Source organism: Actinopolyspora sabaoui (assembly GCF_051225635.1).
In the GTDB taxonomy this organism is placed as follows: domain Bacteria; phylum Actinomycetota; class Actinomycetes; order Mycobacteriales; family Pseudonocardiaceae; genus Actinopolyspora.
The window spans coordinates 17644-30531 of record NZ_JBMIHH010000014.1 but is presented as its reverse complement, the minus strand read 5'-3'; the positions used below and the strand labels follow the sequence as shown (position 1 = coordinate 30531).

Sequence of the window (12888 nt, the reverse complement as noted above, 5' to 3'; positions counted from 1 at the left end):
CGAATTCGGCTCACGATGAGCAGGCGGGATGACCCTCGGATGTCGGGACTCGCCTTCGCGGACATTGACAGTGCCCGGTGCCGACCCTATATTTCCCGTGCTCCGGAAATTCCCGTCGAACTATTTCCCGGAGCCTCACCCAGCACACGCCGAAGGGACCCGTCATGACCCCTGGAAGACATCGGCGAACCACCAAACGCTTGCTCGTGCCGCTGCTGGTGCTCGGGCTCTCGCTCGGCTCGGCAACCCTCGCCCAGGCGGGGCCCTCCCAGGCGGGGCCCGGCACAGCCGCGAACGCCACCGTGGTCGACTCGACCGGACAACCGGGACGCACCGTGGCGCTCACCTTCGACGACGGCCCCAACGCGGGAGAGACCTCGCGCTTGCTCGACCTGCTCGGCGAGCGTCACGTCAAGGCCGTTTTCTGCCTGTGGGGCCAGCATGTGCGGGAAAATCCCGAGCTGGTGCGGCGCATCGTCGCCGAGGGCCACGTCCTGTGCAACCACACGATGCGACACGAGAACATGAGCAGTTGGTCGCCCGCGGACATCAGGGCGAACCTGCGGGCCACCAACGAGGTGATTCACGAGGCGGTGCCGGGAGCCGAGATCCGTTACTTCCGGGCTCCCTACGGTGCTTGGGGCGAAACTCCGAGTGTGGCCGCGGACATGGGGATGCAGCCGCTCGGCTGGAGCCTTTCGGTGGCCGACTGGAACCGCCCCGGTACGGACGTGCTGGTCAGTCGGCTGATGAACGGTATCTCGCCGGGAGGTGTCGTGCTGCTGCACGACGGTGGGGGCGAGCGCGGCCAGACCGTGGAGGCGGTCTCCCGAGTCGTCCCGCGCCTGCGCGATGAGGGCTGGCGGTTCACGCTCCCCGCGCGCTCCGGTTGAGCGGAAGTCGTTCACCGGAAACGCTCCGTGGCGCCGCGTGGTACGCCCGCACCGGGCCGAACGGCCGCGCGGCGCCTTGCCACGAGGTTTACTGTCACGGGTTCACTGCCCCGAGGTTCACTCCGAGACCGGACTCGACGGGACGTGACTCGGAAACGCGGTTCCGCCGTGATCCGCTCCGGTCCGGAACAGTGGTGTTATCGGTGGTCGTCGCCTGATTTCCCCGTTCTCGGTCAAGAGGCGAAAGCACAGCTGAAGGACGCTCTTCACCGGGTTCGTCGGGAAAATTCGTATCCGGTACGGTTTTCGGTCGTCTCCGCGCTGCCCGTCCTGGCAACAGCTTTCGTGTCGCTGTGTCAAGGCGCCATAAGTGTAAAACCCGGTGGTTGTGCTGATTCGTCGTTCACGAGTTCCGCGGGATTTCCCGACTTCCGTGGGGTATGGCGTTTCCGATAACAATGGGTTAGTTTTCCCGCTGTCCCTGTGCGAGAGGGGGCCGGGTGCGCGGCTACGACAACGAAGTCAACCGGGACAACGGGCGTGGAGTCGTCGGCCAGTCCGCGGTTCGTCGGGGCAATCTGGCTCGCGTCCTCGGCGAGATCCGCTCGGCCGGGGTGGATTCCCGTGCCGCGTTGGCCGCCCGTACCGGGCTGACCAAGGCCACGGTGTCCAATCTCGTCAACGAGCTGATCGGACGGCGGCTGATCCGCGAGACCGGAAGGAAGCAGGCGGGCAACGTCGGCCGCCCCTCGCGGATTCTCGAACTCGACGGGGGATCGGCGGTCGCCCTCGGGCTGGAGGTCAACGCGAACTGTCTCGCGGTGCGTGGGGTGGACCTCGCGGAGCGGGTGCTGCTCGATCGTCGGGTCGGCTTCGACGCGGTCCGGGTGGGATCTTCCCGTACTGTCGGTGAGCTGACTCGGCTCGCGGGTGAGGCGATCACCGAGCTGGAGAGTTCGGGTCTCCGGCTGGTCGGCGTCGGCGTGGCGGTGCCGGGACTGGTGGACGTGCCCAGTGGCACCGTGCGCCACGCGCCGAATCTGGGCTGGCAGGACGTGCCGATCACCGGGTGGCTGCGTGACCGACTCGATCTCGATCCGGAAATCACGATCACCGTCGACAACGAGGCCAACCTGGCGGCGCTGGCCGAGTTCGGCGACGAGGCCAACACCGTATCCGAACTGGTGTATCTGACCGGCGAACTCGGTATCGGTTCCGGCCTGATCACAGGGGGGCGACTGCTGCGCGGTTCGGACGGTTACAGCGGGGAGATCGGGCACTTCCCGGTGGACCCCTATGGACGCAAGTGTCGTTGTGGGCAGCACGGCTGCCTGGAGACCAAGATCGGGCTGGCCGCGGCGGTCCGAACCGCCGCGCCGGACCTGGTCGGAACCCTCCGGGATCCGGACGAGCAGGCACGGATACTGCTGCAGCGCGCCGAGGCCGGTGATCAGCAGGCGCTGGCCGGTCTCGACGAGATCGGCCGTTGGCTCGGCATCGGGATCTCGATCGCGGTCAACATGCTCAACCCGGGGGTCGTGGTGCTCGGCGGCTACTTCGCCACGGTCTCCTCCTACGTGGTGCCGACCGCGATGCGGGAACTGCGGAGCAGAGCCGTGGCGGGCCGCTCGGCGATATGCCCGGTCATCGCCTCGGTGTTCGGCTTCACCGCCGCCGTGCGCGGGGCAGCGGTGGTGATCACCGAGGAAGTCTTCCGGGATCCGTGCCTGGTTCCGCCGGAGACGCGTGATTAACACGGCCGTGCCACGGGCTCCGACAGAGGTGATCTGCGTAATAACGGGAATAGCCGTCGCGGGTGAACGCGTTCGACCGGTTGGTCGTAACAACTATGACCGTGCTCGTCCCGGTGCCCGCGCGGAAGGATTCGTTTGCCATGGGTGTCCCACTGTCCGTACTCGATCTCGCCACCATCGGTCATGACGAAACCCCGGGAGACAGCCTGCGGGCCAGCATCGACCTGGCGCAACGAGCCGAGCGGTGGGGATACCGGCGCATCTGGTACGCCGAACACCACAACATGTCCCGCATCGCCTCCTCGGCCACCAGCGTCATCATCGGGCACATCGCCGCCAACACCAGCTCGATCCGCCTCGGTGCGGGCGGCGTCATGCTGCCGAACCACGCCCCGCTGACCATCGCCGAGCAGTTCGGCACCCTGGAGACGCTGCATCCCGGGCGTATCGACCTCGGCCTCGGCAGGGCGCCCGGCAGCGACCAGAACACCGCGAAGGCGCTGCGCCGCGATCCGAAGGCGGCCGACACCTTCCCGCAGGACGTGCAGGAACTGCAGGGGTACCTGGGGGAGAAGTCCCTGGTGCAGGGAGTGCAGGCCGTACCCGGCAAGGGGACCGGTGTGCCGCTTTACATCCTCGGCTCGTCGTTGTTCGGCGCCAAACTCGCCGCCGCGCTCGGCCTGCCGTACTCGTTCGCCTCGCACTTCGCCCCGAACGCGCTGGAGGACGCCGTGTCGGTGTACCGGCGTGAGTTCACCCCCTCCGAACAGCTGTCGGAACCGTACGTCATCGCGGGTGTCAACGTCGTCGCCTCCGACACCACCGAGCAGGCGCGGGAACAGCTACAGGCAGCCAAGCGCAGCAGGCTGCGGATGCTCACCGGCCGCGACCTCACCCGTGAGGAAGCCGACAGCGCTCTGGACTCACCAGCCGGGCAGCAGGCGCAGCAGATGCTGACCTACTCGGCGGTGGGTACCGCCGACGAGGTGAAGAACTACCTGGACGGTTTCGCCGAGCACGCCGGGGCCGACGAGCTGATGGTCACCTCGCTGGCTCCGGAACGGGATGCCTGGCTGCGTTCCTTCGAACTGGTCGCCGAGGTCAGCGGAATGGTCGACGTCGCGGCCCGGCACTGAGCCGGTGCCCGCCAACCGCGCTCCGGTGGTCGGTATCGCGCTGTACCTCTTCGCGATTCACACTCGCGTGGGTAGGCTTCCGGCTGAGCAGTCAACGGAATCGTGGGGAGCGCGTGGTATGGCAACCGGTGAACCGGCTGGTATCGAGGGTATCGACGTACGTACGCCGAACGCGGCGCGGATGTACGACTTCTACCTCGGTGGGTCGCACAACTTCGCCGCGGACCGGGAGGCCGCGGAGCGCGCGGTGGGCATCACGCCCACCATGATCCCCGGTGCGCGTGCCAACCGGGCGTTCCTGCAGCGGGCGGTGCGGTTCTGCCTCGATCAGGGGGTTCGTCAGTTCCTGGATCTCGGTTCCGGCATTCCCACCGTGGGGCACGTGCACCAGATCGCCCACGAGCGGGACAGCTCGACACGGGTGGCCTACGTCGACAACGAGCCCGTGGCGGTGGCCCACACCAGCCAGCTCCTGGACGGTGTCGCGAACGCGACGATCAGCAGGGCCGATCTGCGCAAGCCGGACGAGGTGCTGGCCGAACCCGGTGTGGCCGGGTTGCTCGACTTCGACGAGCCGGTGGCCGTGCTGGCGGCGGCCGTGCTGCACTTCGTCGGCGACGAGGAAGGACCGGCCGAGCTCGTCGAGTCCTACCGCCGTGCGGTGGCGCCGGGCAGTTTCCTGGTGGCCTCACACATCACCGACCACTACGACGAGCCCGAGCGGGTCCAGGAGATCTCGCGGCTGTACCGCGACACGAGCCACAAGGCCAGGCACCGCTCGGTGGACGAGTTCGCCGCGCTGCTGGGCGACCTCGAACTCGTGGAGCCGGGGCTGGTGCACGCCGTCGACTGGCACCCCGATTCGGACGAGGTTCCGGAGGGCGCCCGCAACGCGTTCTGGGCCGCTGTAGGAAGGTGCTGAGCTTTCCCGGGCCGGTTGTGTTTCACGATCCTGTGGAGCTCTCGGCCCGCCCCGCCCGCTCGGCTTCCTGCCGCAGTGCTCTGTGATAGATCGATCGCCAGTTGTATATCTGGAAGCCGAACGTCAAGGTGCAGAACAGCCATCCCAGTAGGAACTGAGGTGAGCCGATTCGTCCGGCCACATAGGGCATGGCGAGATATAACGTCATGATGCTTCCACTCAGTCCGCCGAGGACTATGCAGGTCACGAATAGTCACCACGCGGTCCTGCTCGACACCTTGACGGGAATATCGGGCGGCACGTACCGCTGCATGTGTTCAAGGTAACCGATTGCCTTGTCCTGGTTCGGCGGAGATCGTCGAACGGGCGCTCACAGCGGAGGAAAACTCGGGGCAGGGGCCACCGCTCCGGGCCACGCCGAACTCGGTCGAACCAGCGGCTCGCTTCCGCTGCTGAATACGGCAGCAGAGGTAAGCTACGGTACAGCGCAGTAGGCGCCCCGCCGGGACGCCTACTGCGCTGTACCGACCTCCCGGTTCACTGTCCGATCGGGTGGTAGCCGTCCCAACTGGATTGAGCGACCAGCTTGCTTCCGTTCCGGAGTTCCACTTGGAACTTCAGGTAGCCGTTTTCCCGCATGTTGTAGTTGCAGTCGTCGCCACCGGCGTCACCACCATCGGTGCATGCTCCTTCCCGACCATAGTCGGTGTACCAGTCCGTTCTGATGTGCTTGCCGTCCGCGTAGGCGTCGTAGGCGGTCACATGATCGCCGTGGTTCTTGAAACAACCTCTGCCGCGGTAGATTCCTTTGTAGTAGCCATCGACGCACCAGACCGTCGGGGCCGCTTTGTGCACCTTTGTGGTCATACTGTCGACTTCTGGTGTTTCCGCGACCAACGTAGCGGCCACGGGGCGCTCGGGCACTGCCGAGTCTCGCTGCGGTGCCGGTGTCGCCGATGCGGACACCGTGCCAACCGAGAGCACGAGTGCGGCGACCGTCGAGATCAGGATGGATAGACGTTTCGACAATTGAGTTACCTTCTTCTCAATGTGAGCGGTTCGATGGGAGTGATTTCCGACTTGATTCCTGCTCTCTCTCCCATCCCAGCAGTCCACTACTGCCGCGCAGCAGCGGTATTTCATACTGCTCGCCCGCCGCTGCTACCACCAGCCGCTGATCAGGTGCTACAGCGACCACTATCGAGTGTTGGTTACGCGCACTGAATTCTCCGGCGGCAGTGCGCACGGTTGAAGTCGGATACAGCCGGAAACCGATACGGCCGGAAACCGACGGGGAAGGTCATGCGGGTGTGGTGATTAGTGAGGACTTTGCGGGCCAGAAGCATCCACCATGCCGTGCTGCTCGACACCCTCACCGGTGCATCGGGTGGGGCTTAGCGCCGTATGGTCTCAACATGACCGCGTACTGACACCTCGCGCGGCGAGGATTGTCGAACGTCGCTGAATTTCGCGGCCAGGTGCGTCCCCCGGAGGAGACCCGTGATGCTCCAGGGATCTCGCGTCTCGGTGAACACGTTGGTGCGGTGAAGACAGTTCTGACTCCGGAAGCGACACCTGTCGGAACCGGAGCTTTACGTACGGGGGCGAGGCTTCAGCGTGTCCCGATCGTGTTTCTTTCGTGACTTCATATTCCGAAACGCAGAAGTGTAGTGAAGCGATAATAGTTCGGATCCTGTGAAGTTCTTGTGAGGAGAGAGAGTGACGGACATGTACCAGCAGCCGGGTACGCCGGCTGCGGCGCCGAAGAACGGCATGGGCATCACCGCTCTGGTGCTGGGGCTCGTCGGTATCCTGCTGGCCTGGATTCCGATCATCGGCTTCTTCGGTTTCATCCTGGGGGCGTTGGCGATCATCTTCGGAATCATCGCCGTGGTGCGGTCCCACAAGGGCACTGCTACCAACATGGTCATGAGCTACATCGGGCTCGCTGCCGGTGTGATCGCCTTCGTCGTCTCCATCGTCGTGTTCACCGTGCTCGTGAACGAGGTGGACAAACAGCTCGACGAAATGAACCAGGGGCAGGGGAGCGAACAGTCGAGCTCTCAGTCGGGCACCAACCAAGGTGGTTCCGGCGGGAACCAGGCCAACGCCGGGGCAGGCAAGGTGGTTTACAAGGTCACCGGTTCCGGCGGCGCGAGCTCTATCACCTTCGGTAAGGGTGGGCAAACCAGCCAGAACACGAACGCCGAGTTGCCGTGGTCGAAAACCGCCGATGCCACCGAGGGAATGGAGTTCTACGCCCTCAGCGCCCAGAACGGGCAGAACGGTGGCGACATCACCTGCAAGATCACCGTGGACGGCGAGGTGCTTGCCGAGAACACCAGCAATGGGCAGTACGCGATGGTCACCTGTAACGGCAACACCGGATTCTGATCGGGACTCGGGGAGATGTCCCGCGGTTCCCGTCCGAGTGGAGTAACGGGTAGTTCGTACGGTTTTCGTTCTTAGGAACGCTCCAAGTGCTCCCTCGTGCCGTGTTCGCGGCCACCACGTGATTCGATCCGATTCCCGGACCCGCCGTCATCACGTGGTGGCCGCTCGCGGCCTCACGCCTGGTTCTCGGCGCGGAACGCCGTGCTTTGCCGCGAGAAGCTAGGCTTCCTCCTCGTCCACTAGTGGTGTGATCGTCCGCAACCGCTGTTCCGACTTAGCTGTCAGCTGCCTCCAGCCGAAGCGGCGCAGTACGGCACGGAACAGTCGTTTCTCGTCCAGCCAGCCGTACAGCGACGCCTGCTCTTCGAGTACGGTCGCGAGTTCCCGAGGTGGGATCTCTTCGATGGTCCGTGGCCCCGCCGCGCGAACGCGAACGGGTGGTTGTTCCGGCAGCCGGAACGTGCGGCCTTTGATGCCGCTTTCCCGCAGCGGTGCGTCCTGTACCAGCATTTTGCTCTGCACGGCCGCGGATATGGCGGAGTTGAGGGTTTTCGTGATCTCCTTTCGCCGCCGTCCGCCGTAGGCTTGGGCGTAGGCCCGGGTCAGGCGTTCCCCGGTGACCGGTCCCTCGAAGGCCACGATGTCTCGCAGTCCCTCCGCGATCTGTTTGCGGGTGAGATCGTAGGGCGGCAGCAGAGCGTTCGTGTGCTCCTCGTACTCGGGCAGATCGGAAACGGATTCCTCATCGGTGAACTCCGAATCCTCCTCCACGGGGTCTGATTCCGCCTCGTCCGTCGAAGTCGCGAGGTGGAGTTGCTCCGTCTCGTTCTCCTCGGTGACGACCTCGTCGGTGACGACGGAATCCGCGATCTCGTCGGCTCCCGTGGGGCGAGTATCGACATCGACAACCGTGGTTGTTGTGCCAGCCGTGGAGTGCTCAACCGGCGCGATGCCGGGTTCGACCTCCGCAACCGCTTCCTCGGCCGTAGTCGTCCCGGCTTGCTCCACGACCTCCGGCTCGGCTCCCCTGGGGCGAATCCCGGCCTGATGCAGTGCGCGCCACAGCGATTCCAGCTCGTTCCCCTGGTCCACGTAGAACGCCGACTCCCTGATGCGGTGGAATGTCCAGCCGCAGCGTTCCAGCTCGCGCTGCCGGGCGAGATCGCGTTCGTAGGCCTCGGGTCCGTGCCAGGCGTCGCCGTCGCACTCCACGGCCAGCCGCGCCTTGCTGCCGATCACCACCAGATCGATCTTGTAGGGCGCCACGGAGTACTGCGGAATCACCGAGTAGCCCCTGCTGACCAGCCGGTTGAACACCCGCTGTTCGAACAGCGAGTCGAATCTGGTGTCGCGTTGGTCCTCGGAGACCGCGCTCACCAACTCGCCCGCGTCCGTGCGAGCACCGCCGTCGATCATGCTGTAGCAGTGCTCCAGGAGCTGGTATCGCATGTCCTCGGTGTTGTGCAGCTCGGAAAGACCCACCGAGTGGAACAACCACACCTGGTCCTTGGCGCGGGAGACCGCCACGTTGAAGCGCTGCACGTGCTCCCGCTTGGTCAGCGGGCTGATCCGCTTGTGCTCGCTTCTGGCCTCCACCATGGACAGGAAGATCACGTCGCGCTCGGCGCCCTGGAAATCGGGCGGGGTGCCGCACCGCAGCTGCCGACGCTCCAGCTCCTGCGGCGAGAGCCGCTCCAGCAGCATGCGTTCGATCAGGCGCGCCTGCCGCCCGTCACCGAGCAGCGAGATGACGCCGAACGTCTTGCCGTCGTAGCTGGGGTCGGCCACACATCGTTGGATTTCCTCGACGAGTGCCTCGGCCTCGGGCTCGTTCAGATCGCCCTTCCGGTGGCCCTCGGTGACGTGGCGGGCCCGGAACGGTTCGAGCCTGTCGGCGTCGTACTGGCGCACCGGGCTCAGCGTGATGTTGTCCGGCTGGTAGGCGATCCGGTTGGAGAACTCGATGATCTCCGGCACGCACCGCCGGTGCTCGGTCAGCGTGATCTGCCCGCCGTAGCGCATCTTGGCGTCGTCGAACAGGCTGTGCAGCGGGTCCTGCCAGGCGTTGCGGTAGCGGTCGTCGGCGATGTACTGCCCCGCGAGTTTGCGCAGGTCCTCCTGGTCCAGGCCCACACCCATCGGCGAGACCTGCTTGTCGTCGCCGATGACGACCATCCTCGGCGCCATGTACTGCAGGAACACCGCCTCCAGCCCGGCCTGCGAGGCCTCGTCCACCACGACCACGTCGAACATGTCCGGCTGGATCCGGAACTGCTCGGCGATCCGGTAAATCGGCATGATCCACACCGGCACGGACGGCCTGCAGCGCATCATGGCCTCGCGGATCTCCGAGCGCCGCCGTTCGGCGTGTGTCCCGGTGCCCTTGCCCAGCCGTCGGACGAGGTTGGAGTAGTTGCGCAGGTCCGCCCGGGCGCTGCCCCCGAGCCGTTCCGGGGCGACCGCGTGGCTCCACGCCCGCGTGGCGCAGAGCCGTTCGCTCTGCTGCCGGATCACATTCTCCAGGCTGTTGATCCTGGCCTGCAGTTCGTTCTCGTCGACCGTGTGCTGCCGCTTCACCCAGTCCCGCACGGCCAACCACCGCCAGGCCGCCTCGAAGTCGGCCAGCCGCTCGGTCCAGAGATCCGCCGTGGAATCGGCGGCCTCGACCTCCGCCCGTAGCTCCGGCAGCGCTTCGGTCAGCCGCTGTTCCAGCTCGTCGCGCCGCCGCACGCGCCGTCGGATCTCCAGCAGGTGCAGCAGCCTGCGGTGATGCGCGGCGTAGTTGGCGATGTCGCGGGCTCGTACGGCTTCCAGCAGCGCGTGCACGCACTCCCCGGTGTCGGTCCAGCGTGTGGTTCCCGCCAGGGTCTCTTCGAGTTCGTGCAACGGTTCGCCTGCCGATGCCCTGGCCTCCACGGCGGCCACGGCATCGACCAGCGCCGCGTAGCGGCGTACCGCACCGAGATCGCTCCAGTCGGGTCGCGGCAGTCCCGCCCCGGTCAGTCGCTGTTCCTCGGTGACCAGTTCACCACCGAGTTTGAGCACCCGGCCGAGCTGTTCCGCTTCGGTGACGTGCCAGTCCAGCCGCTCGCGGAAGGTGTCCTCGGCGGGGATGGTCACATCCTCGGGCCAGCTCTGATCCAGCGCGGTCAGCGTCCGGTAGGCCTCGGCCCAGTGCAGAAAGATCTCCAGCTGTTCGACGGTGGTGGGAGCGCTGCCGTTGACCCGAACCAGCTGGAAGAGCGTTTCGGCCTCTTTGACCCACTTGGCGGTGAAGACACCGAGTTTGACGGTCCCGTCGGAGCGGGTCTTGATCACTTCGCCGTTCCGCAGTCGTTGCAGCACCCCGTTGGCCAGGTTGGTCAGTGCCGAAACGTCCCCGTCGGCTCGTACCTCGGTGAGTGGGTCCAGCTGTTTCAATGCCGCTTCACAGCGGTTGACCAGTTCGCCGATCCGTTCCGAGCGGGAGTGCCAGATGCTACCGCGTCCTGAGAGCACGTCGGCCACGGCGCTGCCCATCCAGGCTTCGCTGCGGCGGGCGAGTTCGTCCGCGGTGTCGGCCAGCATGCCCAACCGCTCCCGCAGCTCCTGCCGTGCCGCCGGCGGCAGTGAGCTCACCGCGTCGAACGCGGGGTGTTCCTTGAGTTCGGCGTGGCGCTGTTCGTCCTCGCGTGCCTTCGCCTCGCCGGTCACCAGGTCGGCGAAATCCTCCGGGGAGGGAAGCTCGGCCGGATCGGCCAGCCGTTGCCGCGCCCACGGTTCCTCCGCCGACATCTCCCTGTCGTACAGCGCACCGTGCCATTCGCCGATCTCGGTGTTGTTCAGCGGCGGTGCGCTGTCGGCCGAGACCGAGGCGAACGCGTCCAACCACTCGTAGCGTTCCGCGTCGGCGGCGTGCTGCTGGGCGATGGCGGACAGCGTGCCGTGGTATCCACCCACGGAGTGTTCCTTGGTCTCGTGCTGCCTGGCCTCGACCAGCTCGTGGTGCAGCCGCGCGCGTTCTCGCCGCGCCTCGTCGATCCGGTTCGAGCACTCCGTGACGATCTCGGTGGTTCGTTCGCTGTCGTAGTGCTCGGTGTTGTCGGAGATCGTGTCCACGGCCAGCCGCAGATCCGACATGTCCTGTCGCGAGCTTCCCACCACCGCCACCGACAGCGGTTTGATCTCCTCCGGGAGTTTGTCACGCACCTCCTGCAGCGCACGGTCGGTGTGCGCGGTGACCAGCACCCGTTTGCCCTGGGCCAGCAGGTGCGCCAGCAGCGCGGCCGTGGTGTGTGTCTTGCCGGTGCCGGGTGGGCCCTGCACCAGGGTCTGCGGTTTCGAGTCGACGTGCCGCACCACCCGCAGCTGCTTCTCGTTGACCGGCAGCGGCAGGAAGGTCTCCTCGTCGACGTTCTCCCGACCGCGTGGGGAGCCGGGGCGCTCGGATCCGACAGGCTGCTGGTCCGGGTCGACGAGCGGGCGGACGCCGGCGGGGACGGCGCCGCTCTCGGCGAGCTGTTCGGCGATCGACTCGAAGATCCGCACGATCCCGCGCTGCGAGCGCTTCCGGGTGATGATCGCGGGGGCGAAGGTGGCGACGGGGTAGGACTGGGCCCGGGCGGGTTCGTCCTCGTCCCGGTACTGGCCGTCGGCGTCGAGGGTGTGCACGAACCGTCGGATCACTCCGGCCAGTCGTTCCCGGTCGAGCGGGTGCGCCTCCAGCGCGGCGGCCTCGGCGGACAGTTCGTTGAGCTTCTCGGCGTCGGTGAGCAGCTCGGGGGCGAGCATGTCCCGTTCGAGGGTGAACTCGTCCGCGCCCTCATCGGAACGAACGACGCTGAGCGTGCCGGAGTCGTCGTCGAGATGGATACCGGCGGCGGTGGTCAGCAGGTGTCGTTTGATCCGGGTGCGGCTGTCGGGCTGCCAGCTCAGGCAGCCGACTCCCAACACCAGCTCCAGCGACTCCGGGTTGTTGCCGAGTTCGGTGTAGGAACCGAACAGCTCGTTGTACAGTTCCCGCACCGGGCGGTCGGCCAGTTCCCGCTCGGCCCAGGAGCTCCAGTCCTCGACCCAGTCCTCGTAGGCCTCGTCGATCTCCGGGTGGTCCTCGCGCCGCAACCGTTCCGCGCCGCGTTCGTCGTCGCCGCGTTCGGTCCTCGGGGCGGAGGCGGCCGGAACCGTCTCGCGCAGCCGGGGCGCTTCCGCCGGGTTCTCGATCGAGCCGCCGAGCCACTCGGCCAGCAGCGCGGAAGGCTGGGGCGGGGCCTGCTTGGGCAGCCGTTCGACGCTGAGCACGTGCCCGCTCTCGGTCGGGTCGCTGTCGCGGCCCGCGAGGGAGACGGCCGGGTGTTCCGGGATCTGACTTGTCCAGCGGGCCGACTGGTACTTCTCGACGGTGTGGATCGGGGTGGTACGCAGCCGCTGGGCCTCGCCGAGGAACTGGAACAGTCGCCGCGCGCGGTCGGCCAGCGGGTCGCTCTCGGGGGCGGGCCGGTTGTCGTGGCCGTCGGTGTCCGGTTCGTCGGGGGAGTTCGGTTCCCTGACGGTGGTCAAGGTTTACTCACGTCTCCTCGGGAGTTCGCGTCGTTCGGAACGGCGTGGATCGGGAGGGTTAGCCGGATTCGAAAGCAGTCGTTCCCCGCTACGACCGCACCTTGAAGGGGTTCGCGATCCGACGTCATCACACTTCCCCGTCGTTCTAGCACTCGCCGGTGGTGCTTCGTTGGGCCAGGTGTATTCCCCGCGGCCGGTGTGGAACGCTGAATCAGCAGGTCACCGGCGAGGAAGGGGCAGCGGGCCGGTCGGGC

General features: G+C 66.4%; 8 protein-coding genes. 5 read left to right on the top strand and 3 right to left on the bottom strand.

The annotated features are described in order from the left end of the window. Positions 1-164: 164 nt before the first annotated feature. The 4 genes from ACOQFL_RS21425 (at position 165) to ACOQFL_RS21410 (ending at position 4705) form a co-directional block, all read left to right on the top strand. Positions 165-893 carry a polysaccharide deacetylase family protein gene (locus ACOQFL_RS21425; RefSeq protein ID WP_435546000.1) on the top strand — a complete coding sequence of 243 codons (729 nt, stop codon included), beginning with the start codon at positions 165-167 and terminating at the stop codon, positions 891-893. A gap of 500 nt (positions 894-1393) precedes the next feature. Then, a complete protein-coding gene (locus ACOQFL_RS21420; protein WP_435545999.1) occupies positions 1394-2647 on the top strand; it encodes an ROK family protein in 1254 nt (417 codons plus the stop codon). Positions 2648-2787: 140 nt separating this feature from the next. Continuing rightward, the gene (locus ACOQFL_RS21415; RefSeq protein WP_435545998.1) at positions 2788-3783 is read left to right on the top strand and encodes an LLM class flavin-dependent oxidoreductase; all 996 of its coding nucleotides are present in this window, start codon (positions 2788-2790) and stop codon (positions 3781-3783) included. A gap of 118 nt (positions 3784-3901) precedes the next feature. After that, positions 3902-4705 (top strand): SAM-dependent methyltransferase, encoded by an 804-nt coding sequence (locus ACOQFL_RS21410; RefSeq protein ID WP_435545997.1) that lies wholly within the window; start codon positions 3902-3904, stop codon positions 4703-4705. Positions 4706-4727: 22 nt separating this feature from the next. Here ACOQFL_RS21410 and ACOQFL_RS21405 read toward each other — a convergent pair whose 3' ends face one another. Further along, positions 4728-4913, bottom strand: coding sequence for a hypothetical protein (locus ACOQFL_RS21405; protein WP_435545996.1), 186 nt, complete (start codon positions 4911-4913; stop codon positions 4728-4730). Between the two features lie 329 nt (positions 4914-5242). Continuing rightward, complete coding sequence (locus tag ACOQFL_RS21400) at positions 5243-5734, bottom strand: hypothetical protein (protein WP_435545995.1); 492 nt, start codon at positions 5732-5734, stop codon at positions 5243-5245. Between the two features lie 699 nt (positions 5735-6433). Between ACOQFL_RS21400 and ACOQFL_RS21395 the strand changes: the two genes are divergently transcribed. Next, positions 6434-7099, top strand: a complete 666-nt coding sequence (locus tag ACOQFL_RS21395) for an MmpS family transport accessory protein (RefSeq protein WP_435546049.1) — start codon at positions 6434-6436, stop codon at positions 7097-7099. 219 nt (positions 7100-7318) lie between these two features. Here ACOQFL_RS21395 and ACOQFL_RS21390 read toward each other — a convergent pair whose 3' ends face one another. Continuing rightward, positions 7319-12634 (bottom strand): PDDEXK-like endonuclease domain-containing protein, encoded by a 5316-nt coding sequence (locus ACOQFL_RS21390; protein ID WP_435545994.1) that lies wholly within the window; start codon positions 12632-12634, stop codon positions 7319-7321. Positions 12635-12888: the final 254 nt, after the last annotated feature.

Excerpts from the sequence above, each read along its gene's own strand:
- ACOQFL_RS21405 (WP_435545996.1), bottom strand. The coding sequence starts at position 4,913 with ATGACGTTATATCTCGCCATGCCCTATGTGGCCGGACGAATCGGCTCA.
- ACOQFL_RS21395 (WP_435546049.1), top strand. The coding sequence starts at position 6,434 with ATGTACCAGCAGCCGGGTACGCCGGCTGCGGCGCCGAAGAACGGCATG.
- ACOQFL_RS21410 (WP_435545997.1), top strand. The coding sequence starts at position 3,902 with ATGGCAACCGGTGAACCGGCTGGTATCGAGGGTATCGACGTACGTACG.
- ACOQFL_RS21415 (WP_435545998.1), top strand. The coding sequence starts at position 2,788 with ATGGGTGTCCCACTGTCCGTACTCGATCTCGCCACCATCGGTCATGAC.
- ACOQFL_RS21425 (WP_435546000.1), top strand. The coding sequence starts at position 165 with ATGACCCCTGGAAGACATCGGCGAACCACCAAACGCTTGCTCGTGCCG.